This is a genomic window from Herbaspirillum sp. Her2 (genome assembly GCF_057961375.1).
Map to the genome: position 1 here is coordinate 398,722 of NZ_CM176331.1, position 15,629 is coordinate 414,350.

Sequence of the window (15,629 nt, forward strand, 5' to 3'; positions counted from 1 at the left end):
AAATGACCAAAATGGTCATTTTGTCTACTTTCCTCATTTTCTCCGCTGTCCCGCTTTTTTGACGTTACGGTCCTTTGTGCTTTCGCCTACGCCTCATCCCTGCGCCGATGGCGCTCCCGCCTGCGCCAGCCGCACCTGATTGCGTCCGCCATGCTTGGCTTCATAGAGGGCCGCATCGGCGCGCCCCAGCAAGTCTTCCACGGTGCGCTCGCCCGCTGGCAGCAATTCCATGGCACACACGCCCGCGCTGGCCGTGACCACGCCGCGCGGATTGCCGCGATGGGGCAGGTCCAGCGCCTGGATGCCGGCGCGGATCTTTTCCGCCACCTGCACCGCACCGTCGGCATCGGTATCGGGCAGCAGCATGAGCATTTCCTCGCCGCCATAGCGCGCGGCCAGATCGCCCGGCCGGCGCTGGCGCTCGCGCAGGACGGCGGCAATGCGGCGCAGACATTCGTCGCCCGCCTGATGGCCGTATAGGTCGTTGTACTGCTTGAAGAAATCCACATCGATCATGATCAGCGAGAGAGCCGACTTGCTGCGTGCGGCACGCCGGAATTCCGCCGCCAGTACGGTATCGAGATGACGGCGGTTGGCCAGGCCGGTCAGGCCATCCTGATGCGCCAGCTGCTCCAGCCGCTGGTTGGCCTGGTGCAGCTCGCCCATCACCTGCAGCGCGCGATCCTCGGCCACCAGGCGCAGCTCGATCTGCCCGATCAGCCGCCACCCGAACAGCCCGATGATGATCAGCAACAGCAGCACCGCCGCACCATACACGATGGTCTGCTGCCGCCACGGGGCGAGCGCTTCATTGCTCGATGTGGTCACGGTGACGATCAGCGGGAAGCCCTGCACCGGCTGGTACGACACGTAGCGGTCGATGTCGTCCAGCGGCGAATGCAGCAGTACATGGCCGCTGGTTGGACTGGCCAGCGCTTCGCCGATGACCGGGTCCAGGCTCAGGTCGTGATTGATGTAGGCGGGATCGAAAGGCTGCCGCGTCAGGACCTTGCCGGGCCGCAGGAGCAGCAGGATGGAACTGTCGCGGCCGATCTCCACGGTCTGGTACAGGGCGTTGAAGTGATCCAGCCGCAAGGTCGCCAGCAGCAGCCCGGCGAAGCGGCCATCCGAATGATTCAGGCGGCGCGACATCGGAATGATCCACTGGTCGGTACTGCGGCTGAGCAGGGTCGGATGGATGTGCGGTTGGGGATCGTCGTGATCGCGATGATAGATGAAATACGCGCGGTCGCTGTTGTTGGCATCGCTGGGGCGCGGCGGCGAAGAACTGGCCACGCGATTGCCGTGCTCGTCGAAGATGTAGAGCCCGTCGAGCTGCGGCATTTCGCTGGCCAGGCGGCGCAGGACCGGGCTCATGGCGTGCAGTTGCGCATGGGTGGTGCCGGCATCGTCGATACGGTCGCTGATGTTGATCAGCGCGCCGTGGGTGGCCTGGAACACGTCATAGGCATGGCGCGCCAGGGCACGCGCAATGTTGCCGGAATAGGTGCGGGTGTTGTCCAGCTGCACCGTGCGCGCGGCCAGGCTTTGCCAGACGTGGCCAGCCGCGATGGTCACGCAGATCAGCGCGACGAACAGCCGTGCCCGCCGCGCCACGGAATGGCGCGCTACCCGCCCTGCCTTTGCCAGCATTGGCCGCATCGTCCGTGTCTCCTCTCCCGGCCGGTCTGTTCCCTCCCCAGGGTGGACCGTTTGAACCAGTATAAGGAGATGGCTCAGCCGTACTGGCCGCGATCAGTCCGTGAAAAAGCCCTCAATTCGTGGGCTGCACCGCCGGCCGGCGCATCAGCTTGACGCTGTGCAGTGCGGTCAGCAGCACCGACAGCCAGATCGGCACATAGGTGCCCAGTTGCGCCAGCTGCAGGCTTTCGCCCAGTACCGCCATGGCCACCAGCACCAGCAGCACCGGTTCCACATAACCGAGGATGCCGAACAGCCCCATCGGCAGCAGCTTGCCGGCGCGCAGGTAGCTGGTCAGGGCGATCATGCTGAGAATGCCCAGGCCCGGCAGCAACAGCCACATGGCGGGTGTGCGCAGCGTAGGGCCGGTGGCCGGGCTGAGCACCAGGGCCAGCAGCGAGGGCAGCGCCAGCACCATCAGTTCCACCGCGAAGATGAGCATGGAGTCGAGGCGGATGCGCCGGCGCAACATGAAGTAGGGGGGATAGCCCAGCGCCACTGCCAGCGTTGGCCACGAGAAGGCGCGCGTCATCCACAGTTCATGCGCCACGCCGACGCAGGCGCACAGCACCGCCAGGCGCTGCAGCAGGTCCATCTTCTCGCCATAGTGGAAGCGGCCTACCAGTACCATCGACAGCGGCAGCATGAAGTAGCCCAGCGAGACTTCCAGTGCCCGGCCATTGACCGATCCCCACAGGAACAGCCATTGCTGCAGGGCCAGCAGGGCCGCCATCAGCACCAGCAGTGCGATGCGCGCGGGGCTGGCCAGCAGTTCGGCCATGGCCGCGCGCAGCCGGGGCAGTTCGCCGCGCCAGGCCAGCAGGCCGAGCACGCAGAGCAGGGTGATGAGGATGCGCCAGGCAAAGATGTCCGTGCCATCCAGCGGGGCCAGCAGGCGGGTGTATCCGGACAGAAAGGCGAACAGGGAAGAGGCCAGCACGGACAAGCCGATGCCGCGGCCGACAAGTTGAGGATTCATCGCAGGACCAGGTGCGTCCGGCGCGAGGAAGAGGCACCGGCAAAAGCGCGATTCTACGGCAAGCCGGGACTGCGGGTCGCGCGCATGCAAAAAGCCCCGGCCGGAGCCGGGGCTTTGAGGTCGACGCGAGGGAGGAAATTATGCGCCCGGGGAAGTGCCCAGCGGGCCATCCTTCTGTTCACGCGCATAGTTGTTGGGCTGGCCGTTCGGGACTTCATAGCTCTTGCGGTCCACGTACTGGCCATTCTGGCCACTTTCCTGCATGGCCGCCGGCGAGGCGGTCTGCTGGCCCTGGTAGTTGTAGTACTGCGACTGCGAGGACGAATCGTATTGCTGCTGCTGCGCGCCCTGCATCGAGCTGCCGCCCTGATCATAGGACTGGGCATAGGCACCGGTGGCGAAAGTGGCAGCGGCCAGTACGGCGGCGGTGAGGAAGGTCTTGGTCATGGCTGTTCTCCTTTATCCTTGGTTGTGCATTCGATGGCGCTGAATGCAATCGGGACTTCAGTTGCAGTGGCGGATACGATCATGCATGCATCCACAGGTTGGCCTTCGTTTCCCAAAAGCAGGCACGGCACGATAAGACTTGAAAAAATGTGTCGGGTGGCCTGCATTGCCTGAAAACTTGGGTTCATCATAGGAAGACCGCAGCGCCGCGACAGTCGGAAAGCCCAGCATGTTCTTGTCGGACATTTCGCGCGCGTCTGACAGCCGGCTTGATCGGCGTCCGAGCGCAAATCCAGGATTTTCGATTGATGCAGAATTGAGTTCAATCCAGCTCATCCATGCACAGGCCTCATCAATCCAGCCTGTGCAAATGATCAAAGTGCGAGTCATCTTCGCGGTGACAGGCGCCGGACGTGTCAGTCTGCAAGCTGACACGTCGCCCTGGTTTCGTTACAAAACGTATCACTGCCTCATTCTGGCGCAGTGGCAAAACGCTAAGTAAATGTCCTTTGTAAATGTCCTTTGCGAGCTTGTGTGAGAATGTGGGCAAATGCGTTCAGACGGACAGAGGGTCGGACCAATGTGCGCCCATCCGTCCACATCCGTACCCATTCGACCCCACGCCCGCTTGATCTGCGACAGGGAAGTGCAACTCGCTGTGGCAAAAATGCGTATCTCTCCCAAGCGGCGCGAATTGCGTTTTCGCAGGTGGCACAACCGGGTTATTCTCAGTCGCATGGGGTTGCTCAGGCCGCCTGTCCAAGGGGGCTGAGGAAGCAGAACAAGGGGGACATCATGAACAAGGCAACAAGCACTGCGATGCTGGCCGTGCTGGCAGCAGTGACTGTGCTCAGCGCACCGCTGACGGTCCACGCTGCCGAATGCAGCAAGGTCGTCATCTCGGCTGATTCCGATTACGCGCCCCTGCACTGGTACGACGGCAAGCGCCTGACCGGTGCCAGCATCGAGATCGCCACGCGTGCCCTGAGTGCGCTCAATATCCCTTATGAGGTACGCTACGTCGGTCCTTTCCACCGCGTGCTCAAGGAGGCCGAGAGCGGGCAAGTGGCGATGGTGTCCTCGCTCAAGAACACGCCGGAACGCCAGTCCTACCTGGCTTTTGCCTCGGTGCCGCTGTTTTCCAATCCGATTGCGGTCTTCGTGGCGCGCGACAAGCGCTTCGCCTACGCCGGCTGGAAGGATCTGATCGGCAAGCGCGGTGCCATTACGCTGGGCAACCAGTTCGGGGGCGGCTTCGATGAATTCCTGCGTGACAATCTCACCATCGAGACCGCGCAAAAGTTTTACATGAATTTCTCCAAGCTCGATTCGGGCCGTATCGACTACCTCATCACCGGTTACTACAACGGCGTGATCTACCTGAACCAGAACGGCCTGGCCGATCGCTTCATGCCGCTGCGCCCCTTCGTCAGCGAGAGTGACAACTACATCGCCATGAGCCGCGCCAGTCCCTGCGTGAAGCTGCTGCCCCGTATCAACGCGCAGCTGGAAGCGATGCAGAAGAGTGGTGAGCTGCGGGCGGTGCTGCAGAGTTTTGAAACCGATCTGCGCATCGACACCGCCAACCCCGACCAAAGCGGCCGTGCCAAATGAAATCCGGCCCATTCTCACGAGCCGGCGCTTGCCCCTGCAACAGCGGGAAAGAAGCGTAAAACCCTCGCTGTTCCTCACCAGCCGCATGGCATGCGCAGGATAGAGTGACAGGCTGGGGAGCAGTGCGTCGCCCGGACGCGCTGCCGCATCACACACATCACATCGTGCCGCACGCGACGACCATGCCCATCCGAGAAGGCAGGCGCGCGCGCCTGCCTTCATTCAAAAGACGGAGAGGACAATTTGAAGCTGCGAACCAAGATCATCTGGCTGTGCGCCACCACGCTGGTGGGCATCCTGATCATTGCCATGGTGTCGCTGACCACGCTCAGGCGCACCATGATGGAAGAGCGCGAAGCCCAGCTCTCGCTGCTGGTCACGCTGGCCAAGGCCGCGGCCGAGAAGGCGCAGGCGCTGGAGCAGTCCGGCAAGCTCACGCGCGAACAGGCGCAGGCCCAGGCCAAGCTGGTCATCGGCAGTTTCGTCAAGGAGCAGAATTACTACTTCGTGCGCGGCTATACGGACGACTTCAACTACGTGCATCCCAATCCCAAGCGCGTGGGCATTCAGGACAAGACCGCCAAGGAGGATGGCGACCGCTATCGCGCCGCCCTGCAGGGCAAGGAGATCGGCCTGCTGATCGCCGAAGGCACGCGGCCCAATACTACCGAGAAGGTGCAGAAGCTCTATGCCGTGACGCGCTTCGCCCCGTGGGACTGGACCATCGGTTTCGGCGCCTACATCGACGACATCAATCAGGCCTTCTATCGCAATGCCCTGGTGCTGCTGCTGCTGGGCGGCGTACTGATGGGCGCGATCGCCACCATGGCCGCCTTCATCCTGCGCTCCATCCTGCGCCAGCTGGGTGGCGAGCCGGTACGTGCCGTGCAGATCGTGGAGCAGATCGCGCAAGGCGACCTGTCCACGGCCGTCGCGCTCAAGGCCAATGACCGCCACAGCCTGCTGCATTCCATCGAGACCATGCGCCGCAGCCTCTCTGGCATCGTGCAGGGCGTGCGCCAGGGCACGGACACCATCGCCACCGCCTCCGGCGAAATCGCTGCGGGCAATCTTGATCTGTCATCGCGTACCGAGCAGCAGGCCAGCGCGCTCGAAGAGACCGCGTCTTCGATGGAAGAGCTGACGTCCATCGTGCGCCAGAATGCGGACAACGCCAGCCAGGCCAATCAATTGGCCATCACCGCCTCGGGCGTGGCGACCAATGGCGGCAAGGTGATCGAACAGGTGGTCGGTACCATGGCCGACATCAACAGCGCTTCCACCAAGATCGCCGACATCATCGGCGTGATCGACGGCATCGCCTTCCAGACCAACATCCTGGCCCTCAACGCTGCCGTGGAAGCGGCGCGCGCCGGCGAGCAGGGACGCGGCTTTGCGGTGGTGGCCTCGGAAGTGCGCTCGCTGGCGCAGCGCAGTGCGCAGGCGGCGCGGGAGATCAAGGGACTGATCGAGGATTCGGTCAGCAAGGTGGACAACGGCTCGCAGCTGGTGGAGCAGGCAGGCCGCACCATGCAGGAGATTGTCACCAGCGTGCGCCACGTGACCGACGTGGTGGCCGAGATCAGCGCCGCCAGCCGCGAACAGAGTGCGGGGATCGAAGAGGTCAATCGCGCCATCACGCAGATGGACCAGGTGACGCAGCAGAATGCGGCGCTGGTGGAAGAAGCGGCCGCCGCTGCCGCTTCGATGCAGGACCAGGCCGCGCAACTGGCACAACTGGTGTCCGTGTTCCGGCTGCAGGACGCTGCCCAGGGCCTGCGCTAAGTCCCACGGCTTGCCCGGGCTGCGGCGTTCTCGCTTTCCATTCCTTCATTCTCACATCCGCCGTCTCCGGCGCTGCACATCGCAGCGCGCAGAAGCGGCGGATTTTCTTTTGTCGCGCGCACGGGAAAATCGCGTGAGTTTCAATGAGACGCGGTGAGTTCCGGTGACACATGCAGGTTTGCATGCCAATTTTTCTTTCCGTACGGAACTCTGTCTGCACGGCCATAGTCTAGTCTGCACTCGTATTTGCATCGGGAACAGCGATGTGAGGCGAGACGGTCGGAATTGCACAACAAAACCGGACGCCACTGTTCAAATCCCTAGTGAAAACAGGGTGGCATCCGTAGAATTGCCCGACTGCAAAAAGCCGCAATGACGCGGCTTGATGGCGCAACGGAGCGTCTCGCGCAACAGCGCAAGCGGCCAACGATGGCCCTTCCTACACTCCAACACCAACAACATCATGCGCTCCTGGATCAATCATCTCAATTACTCACGCAAGTTCTTCCTCATCGGCACACTCGCTTTTATGCTGTTCATCGTGCCGACCACCATCCTGGTCCGTACCAACCTCGACGACCTGGCCACAGCCCAGCGCGAAACGCTGGCCCTGGCCCCCGGACGGGAACTGCTGCTGCTGCTCAAGCAGATGCAACAGCATCGCGGCCTGTCGGCCCTGTATCTGGCCGATGGTGATGGCGCAGCCGCCAGCCGCGCAGAGCGCCAGAAGGAAGTCGATGCCACCTTCGACCGTGTGCGCAGCGGCCTCAAGCCGTTGGAGGACAAGGCCCTCACCGATGCGCTCGACGGCCTCAATGCGGACTGGCGCGCACTCACGCAAAGTATCGCCAGCAAGTCCATCAATGGCGCGCAGAGCAATGTGCAACATGCGCAACTGATCAAGCGCGAGCTGGATCTGCTGGACGACGTGGCCAACAGTTCCGGCCTGGCGCTGGAAGCGGAGGCTGCGCTGTTCTACGTGCAGCGCGCGGTCATGTCCGAACTGCCGCAACTGACCGAAGCACTGGGCCAGGCCCGTGCGCGCGGTGCCGTGATGCTGGGACGCGGCCAGGCCGATGCGGAAGAACGTGCCCGCCTGGAAAACCTCTCCGACCGTGCCCGCCGCAGCTATGAAAGCGCCCGCCGTTCGCTGACGCTGGCTGCGGGTCGCCACCCCCTGCCGGCCGAGGTGGAAAGCGCCCGTGCAGCAGCCGTCGCGTCTGCCGACGAAGCCTTCAAACTGGCCGACAGCGCCATCGTGCGCGCAGATCAGCTGACCATGCCGGCCCCGCAATGGGTGTCCACCATGACGCGCATCATCGATACGCAATTCGTGCTGGTGACGACGTCCTTCGACATGATGCGTGACGAGTTGCAAGCCAAGATCCCGCGCCTGCGCAATGAACTGATCGTGCTGTGTGCTTCGCTGGCGGTGCTGGCCATGGCTGCGCTGTGGCTGATGGTCGCCATCACCCGTGCCACCACCAGTTCGCTGTCGGAAGCAGTGCGCCTGACCGAGGCGGTATCGGCCGGTGACCTGACCCAGCATGTCGAGGTCAAGGGCAGTGATGAAGTGGCGCGCCTGCTCATGGCGATGCAGGCCATGACGGCGCAACTGAGCATGGTGGTCGGCAGTGTGCGCAGCAATTCGGAGAGCGTGGCCACCGCCAGCGCCCAGATTGCCCAGGGCAATGCGGACCTGAGCAAGCGCACCGAAGAGCAAGCCAGCGCCCTGCAGCAGACTGCCGCTTCCATGGAAGAACTGGGATCGACCGTGCAGCAGAATGCCGACGGTGCCCGCCAGGCCGGCCAGCTGGCGCGTGATGCCGCCGAGGTGGCCAGCCAGGGTGGCGCGGTGGTGCAGCAGGTGGTGCAGACCATGCAGGCTATCCACGCCGGCTCGGACCGCATCAGCGACATCATCGGCGTGATCGATGGCATTGCTTTCCAGACCAACATCCTGGCGCTCAACGCGGCGGTGGAAGCCGCCCGTGCCGGCGAGCAGGGACGCGGCTTTGCGGTGGTGGCCACCGAAGTGCGCAGCCTGGCCCAGCGTTCGGCCACGGCGGCGCGCGAGATCAAGGAACTGATCACCGCCAGCGTCGACCAGGTCGGGCAGGGTACGCAGCTGGCCGATCAGGCCGGCAAGACGATGGAAGAGATCGTGACCTCGATTCGCCGTGTCAGCGACATCATGGTCGGCATCAACGCCGCCACGGCCGAGCAGAACACCGGCATCGCCCAGGTCGGCCAGGCCGTGACCCAGATGGACAGCACCACCCAGCAGAATGCAGCGCTGGTGGAGGAAAGCGCCGCTGCGGCCATCAGCCTCTCGGGCCAGGCCCGCGAGCTGGTGCAGGCGGTGGCCGTGTTCCGTGTCGGAAGGGCAGCACTGGCGGCATGATCGGTTTGGCTGATGGCAGTACCGGTCTGATATCGGCTGGACGGATCATCTGCCCGATCGATCAATCAAGGCAGATTGAGCGATGCTGTTGATGAATCCCGACGGGGTGTTGTCCGATCTGCCACGCAAAAAGGAAAGTCCGCAGCATCTTGCTGCGGACTTTTTTGCATGCGGGAAAGAAATGTGATGGCGCTGACTGTGTCGCGCGGCTCAGCGGTAGAACGGTTCAACCCGCCCCTTGAGCTTGGTCAGCATGGGATTGCCCTTGCGGTCGAGTGCACGGCCGGCGGGGATCTTGATCCAGCCTTCGCTGATGCAATACTCGCTGACGTTGTTGAATTCCTTGTCGTTGAGCTTGATGCCGATGTCATGCTCGAAGATGGCGGCAACGTAGTGCGGGCTGCGGGGATCGACGCTGAGGCGGTCGGGGAGGGCTGGGCGTTGTGCGGTATCGTTCATGGGCGCGATTATCGGACATAAGAACCGCCAAGACAATGGGCCTCCGACGCCGCCCTGCTGCATCCTCCTACCGCCCGCCGGGCATTTTCCGACACCAAGGCTGGCCGCCCGCTGATAGCGCTGGCCTGTGCCGGCGCGCATGCTCCATGCATCTGACTTTGCGCGAGGATGTATGCGATCTACCGTCGAGGAAATGCAGGCCGCCCGCTCGGCCGCCCAAGCCTACCGCCACCAGCCCGGCAGCCTGCAGGCCGCGCACGTGTATGCGCAACTGTTCGTCGCAACGCCCGACGAGGCCGCCTTGGCCATGGGCCGCGACTACCTTGTGCAACAGATGCAGGAAGCGCAAGAACTGCCCTGCGACCTGCCGCAGGAGCCCTCCGCATTGGCCAGCTGGATCGAAGCGCGCGCCGCTGAAGTCGGCGTTGCCTACGAAAGCTATCTCAAGGAACGCCAGCAAGGCGCGCCGCGCCGCTACTTCAGTGGCCGCGCCCATGCGCTCAATTTCCTGCGCTGCGTGTGCCCGACCAAGATGGTCGATGGCGCCTGGCTCTACAGCGCCATCCGGCGCTGGCGTGATCCGCTGTTCCGTCCGCTGATCCTCACCTATCTGGAAGAGCTGGGCGATGGCGATGCCGCCATGAATCACGTCACCCTCTATCGCAGCCTGCTGGCCGCCAACGGCTGCGAGCACGGACCGGCGTTGTCCGAAGAACATTATGTGCAAGGATGCATCCAGCTGGGGCTGGCCCATCACGGGGCGGAATTCGAGGCCGAGGTGTTCGGCTTCAACCTCGGCTATGAGCAATTGCCGCTGCACTTGCTCATTACCGCCTACGAACTCAATGAACTGGGCATCGACCCTTATTACTTCACCCTGCACGTCACCATCGACAATGCTGCCAGCGGGCACGCCCGCAAGGCCGCCGAGGCGGTCGCGCAGGCGGCCGCCCAGGCTGCGGATCCGCAAGCCTTCATGCAGGGCGTGCGGCGCGGTTATCTGCTCAATGAGCTGGGCGCGAGCACGCTGGGCGTGATCGGCTCCTTTGTCCTGCAGGATGAGTTGGTCAGGGTGCTGGCCGAGAAAGCGCCCTTCGGCCGCATGATGCACTCGGACTATTGCCGCATCGGCGGCAAGACGGTCAACCAGTGGCTGGAACAGCCTGACGGCATGGCCAGCTTCCTGGCCGAGATGGAAAAGGCCAAGTGGATCACGCGCGGCAAGCCAGCCGAGGAGAGCCGCTTCTGGCGGCTGATCGATGCCGCCGGCGGCCAGATGTTCGGGGTCTTCGAGGGCTATGAAAAGCAGGTTATCCGTGAGTGGATCGAGGAAGGGTGGAGCGATGGCCGCCGTCAGCCGAGCTTCCGCGCACTGGCGCGCGGGCGTGAGAACGCCGCTGCCGAAGCCCCTGCCGTGCCGGCCGTGGCCTTGGGCGAGGTCGATCTCGATGCGCTCGTGGCCGAGCTGGCACCGGGGCGGCATCATTTCGTGCCCGGTTTGGAGGCGACGCGGCGCTACAGCGAGCGTTACCGGCGTGCATGTGTGGCGTGAGCGCCGCGCCACACAGCCGGTGAGGGGAGCGCAGCGGCAGTCGGCTATAATGTCGGGCCTTGGCCGCTGGCCGCCCCGCAGGATGCACGCTCGCAGCCGATGTGAAGTTCCAGGCGCGGAGGCGGCGGCCCGACCCGTCAACCCGCCGGCACTCCGCCGGCTGCTGGAGAAACCATGAACATTCGTGCAAGAAAACGCCTGATCTATCGCCGTCACCGCATCGGCATGCTGATCGCCGCCATCGAATCCCTGATCGCCCTGGAAGAGTCGATCCTGGAAGGCAAGCAGGCTGCTTGAGTCCGCCCAGGCGCGCTGCCAGCAGCGTGATCCGTTGAAGAACCGGCCTTGCAGACAGCAGGCCGGTTTTTTCTTGGGTGCAGCGGCTGTCGATGAGCGGTAGACGCTGCGCCCTTGCCATCCGCGCCAGGCCGCAGCAGACCCTCCGCCACCGCGCCCGCGCTGTGGCACAATCGCGGCTCCTTGCTGCGACCGGGATCCGTCCTGCCATGTGCGTCAACTACAAGCCCACTCCCAAATCCATCATCACCGCGCTGACCGGTGCCGACACCTCCGCCACGCCAGACTGGCCAGAGGAAACCTGGCAGGACTATGCCGCCCCCGTGGTACGGGCCGGGCTGCAGGGCGAGCCGGAACTCATCGTCGGCACCTACGGCATGATGCCCCGGCGCAAGCTGCAGGGCGGATTGCAGATCTCCACCATGAATGCCCGCGCCGAGACCATCGGCGAGAAACGCAGCTACGCCGGCCCCTGGCGGGCCTTGCAAACCTGCCTGTTGCCCATGCACTGGTTTTATGAGCCCAATTACGAAGCCGGACGCCCGCAGCGCTGGGCCATCGGCATGGCCGACGACCAGCCGTTCTGCGTGGCCGGCCTGTGGCGCGCCTGGGAGGAGCCTGAAGGAGGGTATGCATTTTCGTTTACCCAGATCACCATCAATGCCGATGCGCATCCTCTGATGAATCGTTTTCACAAGCCGGGCGAGGAAAAACGCAACCTCGTCATCATCCCGCCCGCCGACTATGCGGACTGGCTCAACGTCGGTGATACGGAAAACGCGCGCAGGATGCTGGTCAACTATCCCGCCAGCGCCATGAAGGCCTGGCCTGCGCCCAAGAGCGAAGCGCGGAGCAGCTCAGGGCAGGGTTCGTTGCTCTTTTAAGGGCCGGCCGCTGCCGTTTCGCACGCCAGATGTAAAGAATTGTTGACCTTCCCCATGATTTTCTGTGAAATTGCGCGGTGGCATCATTGCCGCGCTCAGGTGCGGCACAGGCAGGACTCACGTCATCATCACAACATCAGGGGAACGCGGCATGCGGATCAAGAGGGCGGGGCCGATGTGGAGGGCATCCGGGTGGGCTGGCGTGCTGCTGGCCAGCGCTTCGCTGCTGGGCCAGGGCAGTGCAGCTGCGCAGGAAGCCACGGCCAGCCAGGCCGGCATCGTCAAGGTCCTGCAAGGCGACGTGCGCGCCGAGCGCAGCGGCAAGACCCGCCCGCTGGCCACCGGCGAACGGCTCTATGCGGGTGACCGGGTACTGACCGGTGCCGCCAGTGCGGTCGGTTTTACCTTGCGCGACGATACGCTCATTTCGCTCGGCTCCAACAGCCAGTTCCTGCTCGAACAATTTGCCTACAACGACAAGACCGACGAGGGCAGCGTTGCCGTGCGGCTGACCAAGGGCACGCTGCGCTACGTCTCGGGGCTGATCGGCAAGCGCTCGCCGGAGAGCCAGCGGTTGTCGACCCCGACGGCCACCATCGGCATCCGTGGTACCGACTTCATCGTGGAGGTGGCCGGTGAATAAGCCATCGCTCCATTCACTGTACCGGCCGCTGATGCGCTGCGCCTTGCTGGCCGTGGTGTCGCTGCTGGCTGCATGTGCCGGGCCGGCGGAACGTTTCGTGTTGCTGCCGCAGGCCGATGGTTCGGCCAGCAGCATCGTGGTCAGGACGGCCAGTGGCGAGACGGCACTGACTTCGCCCTATGCAGCGGTCGAGACGCGCGGCGGCAAGCCCGCGCCGACCCAGACCCTGTCCGCTGCCGAGGTGGACCGGCGATATGCCGAGGTCATGCGCAGCCTGCCGGCGCGTCCGCGCAGCTACGATCTGCTGTTCGAGCTGGGGACTGACCGTCTGACGCCGGCCTCGCAGGAATTGCTCAAGAAGGCCATCGCTGAAATCAAGGAATTCACCGCCGGGGAATTCATCCTCACCGGCCATGCCGACAGCATCGGCAGCGATGCCACCAACGACGCCTTGTCGCTGCGGCGCGCGCGCCTGATCGAGCGTGAACTGCAACGGGCGGAGGTCAAGGCCCTGAGCATTGAGGTCATCGGCAAGGGGGCGCGTGATCCGCGTGTGCCGCAGAAGCGCGGCGTGGCCGAGCCGCGCAATCGTTTCGTCGAAATCAAGATCAGGTGAGCCGGGCGGCACGCTGCCGATGCAGCGCCGCCTGTCGTCCTGGCATTCTCAGGGGAATCACATGGGCAATCGCGTCTATCTCTACTGCACCGACTTCGAGGGTATGCCCACGGAGGAACAGGCCGACGAATTCTTTACCATGATCGGTACCGAATACGAGGCCACCGCGCGCCTTCCCTTGTTCTGGATGTGCCTGTTTTCCGGGGACGATATTCACGTCTCGTCCGGCCCTGCCACCGAGGGCGAGCACAGTGGCAAGCAAGGCCCTGAAGGTGCGGGGGACGATGATGAGTACGATGATGATGAGTACGAGGAGGTCGATGAGGATGCGCCGCGTCCGTTTGCCTACCTGGGGTGCGAACGTCTGGCGGGCATCGCCCGTCTACGCCAGCGCTCGGCGATGCTGCGTCCGGTGCTGGGCGAGGAGCGCCACGCCTTGTACGAGGACTGGATCGCGCGCCTGGAAGCCGAACCCCGGCGCAACATCGTGGTGAACACGGAAGAGCTGGACGGCATGTCCGATGAGGGCCAGCTGGAGCAGCAGCTGCGCGCGGCGTATCAGGAACTGGCCGTGATGGACGAGCGGCAGGCATGGCAGATGAGCCCCTTGCTGCATGACCTGACCGGCCTGTACGAAGAGCAGGCAATCAGCGAGGTGGCCAGCTGGACATTGGCCGGTTCGGCCAACGGGGCCACGCGCTGGCCGCCCGCACTGGCGCAGCCACAGCAGCCGGAACAGTCCGCCGGGGCGACTGCTGCGTTGCCCGCGCCATCGCCTTGGTGGATGTTCTGGAAGCGTTGATCTCCGCAGACGGGTGGAGCTGAACGCAGGGATGCGCCGTCTTTCGGACATCGCTTATTGTTGAGTTTGATCGTGGACTATCGAATAGCTCATCAATGGCGTGTGCGCGACACAACTAGGAAATTTCCTGATATTCGCGAAATGATATAAAACATAAGATCACGCCATTGCATCGACCTTTCCATCTCAAGGAAGCATGGCCATGATCCAGTCCCTTCTGCACTACGGCAGCTATCTCGCTGCGTTCTATGCGGCTTATGTCGTGGTCGGCATGGCGTTGACCGGAGTGTTTCTGTGGCGTGTGCTCTCGCGCAAGCCGGCGATGCAGAGCCTGCCGGCGAGGGTCGAGCCGACAGCGGGCGACGAATCCCACGCTGCCTTGCATTGAAATCGTAATGAAAAAGGCCCGGACGCGCGCTCCATCTCCTGGAGAGCGTGTCCGGGCCTGCCCGGGAAGGCAGCGTGATCAGCGTTGCTGTCAGCTGTTCTTGTGACTCTGCTGTCCCGCCTTCACGTGCTGTTCATGTGAACCGCCGCGGCTCGAATCGCCTTGTTGCTGGCCGGAGCCACTGCTGCTCTGGTTCTGCTGGTCGTTCTTGTGGCTCTGCTGGCCGGCTTGTACGTGCTGTTCATGCGAGCCGCCCCGGGTGTTCCCACCTTGCTGCTGGCCGGAGCCGCTGCTGCTCTGGTTCTGCTGGTCATTCTTGTGGCTTTGCTGGCCTGCCTGGACGTGCTGTTCGTGGGAACCACCGCGGCTGTTGCCTTGATTCTGATTCGACATGATGTCACTCCTTGATGAATGCCCTGCGCTTGTGCGCAGTAACTACATCATCGTCCCCCGACTTCGCCGCAGACATCGGCCAAGCTCCCTTGATCCTGTCGGCTGTGACTGTCGGACGCGTCTCCAATGCAATACATCAGCTTGGCCGACGGACGTCTGTCGTCGCTCAGCGGGGGCAGAGCATGAGCGTGCTGCACGGACTTACTGCACGGATTCGATGGTGGACAGCAGGTGTTCGAAGGAACAGGGTTTGGTGAGCAGGGCGGAGAACACTTCGAGTGCCTGCCAGGAATTGCTCATGGGAGTGGCACTGAGCAGGACCACCGGAATGGCCGAAAAGCGTTCATCGCCCTTGATGCGGGTCGCCAGTTCCAGGCCATCCATCACTGGCATGCGCAGGTCAGTGAGGACCACGCTGACTGCGGTGTGCTCATGGGCCATCAGTGCCAGCGCCTCTTCCCCGTTGCCGGCTTCGATCACGTGATAGCCGACGCCTTGAAAGACTTCTGCAAAAATGTTTCTGACATCCTTGTTGTCTTCAACGATCAGCAGGGTGCGAGCGTGACTGCTCGGATTCATGAAGCGATCTCCGGGTGGATGGGCTACGTCCTGAGATCAGAACGAACGGCTCCGCGATTATGTGACCGAAATGATCATGGTTGCAT

17 protein-coding genes are annotated in these 15,629 nt (G+C 63.4%); 11 read left to right on the forward strand and 6 right to left on the reverse strand.

From position 1 onward, the window contains the following. Positions 1-93 precede the first annotated feature (93 nt). The 3 genes from ACWHXP_RS01760 to ACWHXP_RS01770 form a co-directional block, all read right to left on the reverse strand. Positions 94-1,653, reverse strand: coding sequence for a sensor domain-containing diguanylate cyclase (locus ACWHXP_RS01760; RefSeq protein ID WP_489634628.1), 1,560 nt, complete (start codon positions 1,651-1,653; stop codon positions 94-96). A 121-nt stretch (positions 1,654-1,774) separates the two neighbouring features. Continuing rightward, complete coding sequence (rarD, locus tag ACWHXP_RS01765) at positions 1,775-2,680, reverse strand: EamA family transporter RarD (RefSeq protein ID WP_209582697.1); 906 nt, start codon at positions 2,678-2,680, stop codon at positions 1,775-1,777. Between the two features lie 138 nt (positions 2,681-2,818). Continuing rightward, complete coding sequence (locus ACWHXP_RS01770) at positions 2,819-3,127, reverse strand: hypothetical protein (protein WP_034334554.1); 309 nt, start codon at positions 3,125-3,127, stop codon at positions 2,819-2,821. Between the two features lie 229 nt (positions 3,128-3,356). Here ACWHXP_RS01770 and ACWHXP_RS01775 point away from each other — a divergent pair, with 229 nt between their 5' ends. The 4 genes from ACWHXP_RS01775 to ACWHXP_RS01790 all read left to right on the forward strand — a co-directional run bounded on the left by ACWHXP_RS01775 (position 3,357) and on the right by ACWHXP_RS01790 (position 8,930). Further along, on the forward strand, positions 3,357-3,629 hold the full coding sequence (locus ACWHXP_RS01775; RefSeq protein WP_489634627.1) for a hypothetical protein: 273 nt from the start codon (positions 3,357-3,359) through the stop codon (positions 3,627-3,629). Positions 3,630-3,946: 317 nt separating this feature from the next. After that, positions 3,947-4,741 carry a substrate-binding periplasmic protein gene (locus ACWHXP_RS01780; protein ID WP_489625578.1) on the forward strand — a complete coding sequence of 265 codons (795 nt, stop codon included), beginning with the start codon at positions 3,947-3,949 and terminating at the stop codon, positions 4,739-4,741. Positions 4,742-4,984: 243 nt separating this feature from the next. Continuing rightward, positions 4,985-6,526, forward strand: coding sequence for a methyl-accepting chemotaxis protein (locus tag ACWHXP_RS01785; RefSeq protein WP_489623565.1), 1,542 nt, complete (start codon positions 4,985-4,987; stop codon positions 6,524-6,526). A 463-nt stretch (positions 6,527-6,989) separates the two neighbouring features. Further along, positions 6,990-8,930 (forward strand): methyl-accepting chemotaxis protein, encoded by a 1,941-nt coding sequence (locus ACWHXP_RS01790; RefSeq protein ID WP_489623564.1) that lies wholly within the window; start codon positions 6,990-6,992, stop codon positions 8,928-8,930. A 210-nt stretch (positions 8,931-9,140) separates the two neighbouring features. Here the strand turns inward: ACWHXP_RS01790 and ACWHXP_RS01795 are convergent, their stop codons facing one another. Beyond that, entirely contained in the window at positions 9,141-9,389 is a 249-nt protein-coding gene (locus ACWHXP_RS01795) for a DUF3297 family protein (RefSeq protein ID WP_034334548.1), read from the reverse strand. Between the two features lie 172 nt (positions 9,390-9,561). Here ACWHXP_RS01795 and ACWHXP_RS01800 point away from each other — a divergent pair, with 172 nt between their 5' ends. The 7 genes from ACWHXP_RS01800 (at position 9,562) to ACWHXP_RS01830 (ending at position 14,571) form a co-directional block, all read left to right on the forward strand. Beyond that, positions 9,562-10,941 (forward strand): iron-containing redox enzyme family protein, encoded by a 1,380-nt coding sequence (locus ACWHXP_RS01800; RefSeq protein ID WP_489634626.1) that lies wholly within the window; start codon positions 9,562-9,564, stop codon positions 10,939-10,941. A gap of 174 nt (positions 10,942-11,115) precedes the next feature. Then, a complete protein-coding gene (locus ACWHXP_RS01805; RefSeq protein WP_255475323.1) occupies positions 11,116-11,238 on the forward strand; it encodes a hypothetical protein in 123 nt (40 codons plus the stop codon). Positions 11,239-11,447: 209 nt separating this feature from the next. After that, positions 11,448-12,122: an SOS response-associated peptidase gene (locus ACWHXP_RS01810; RefSeq protein WP_286864414.1), complete on the forward strand. Its 675-nt coding sequence runs from the start codon at positions 11,448-11,450 to the stop codon at positions 12,120-12,122. A gap of 175 nt (positions 12,123-12,297) precedes the next feature. After that, complete coding sequence (locus tag ACWHXP_RS01815; protein ID WP_252695523.1) at positions 12,298-12,765, forward strand: FecR family protein; 468 nt, start codon at positions 12,298-12,300, stop codon at positions 12,763-12,765. Continuing rightward, a complete protein-coding gene (locus tag ACWHXP_RS01820; RefSeq protein WP_489634625.1) occupies positions 12,758-13,381 on the forward strand; it encodes an OmpA family protein in 624 nt (207 codons plus the stop codon). The genes ACWHXP_RS01815 and ACWHXP_RS01820 overlap by 8 nt, the downstream gene beginning before the upstream one ends. Before the next feature lie 61 nt (positions 13,382-13,442). Next, on the forward strand, positions 13,443-14,183 hold the full coding sequence (locus tag ACWHXP_RS01825) for a hypothetical protein (protein WP_489623560.1): 741 nt from the start codon (positions 13,443-13,445) through the stop codon (positions 14,181-14,183). Between the two features lie 202 nt (positions 14,184-14,385). Beyond that, positions 14,386-14,571: a hypothetical protein gene (locus ACWHXP_RS01830; RefSeq protein WP_232729560.1), complete on the forward strand. Its 186-nt coding sequence runs from the start codon at positions 14,386-14,388 to the stop codon at positions 14,569-14,571. A 90-nt stretch (positions 14,572-14,661) separates the two neighbouring features. Here ACWHXP_RS01830 and ACWHXP_RS01835 read toward each other — a convergent pair whose 3' ends face one another. Together ACWHXP_RS01835 and ACWHXP_RS01840 are read right to left on the reverse strand one after the other, a co-directional pair. Beyond that, entirely contained in the window at positions 14,662-14,964 is a 303-nt protein-coding gene (locus ACWHXP_RS01835; RefSeq protein ID WP_034333405.1) for a hypothetical protein, read from the reverse strand. 201 nt (positions 14,965-15,165) lie between these two features. Then, positions 15,166-15,543 (reverse strand): response regulator, encoded by a 378-nt coding sequence (locus ACWHXP_RS01840; RefSeq protein WP_134223093.1) that lies wholly within the window; start codon positions 15,541-15,543, stop codon positions 15,166-15,168. Between the last annotated feature and the right edge of the window lie 86 nt (positions 15,544-15,629).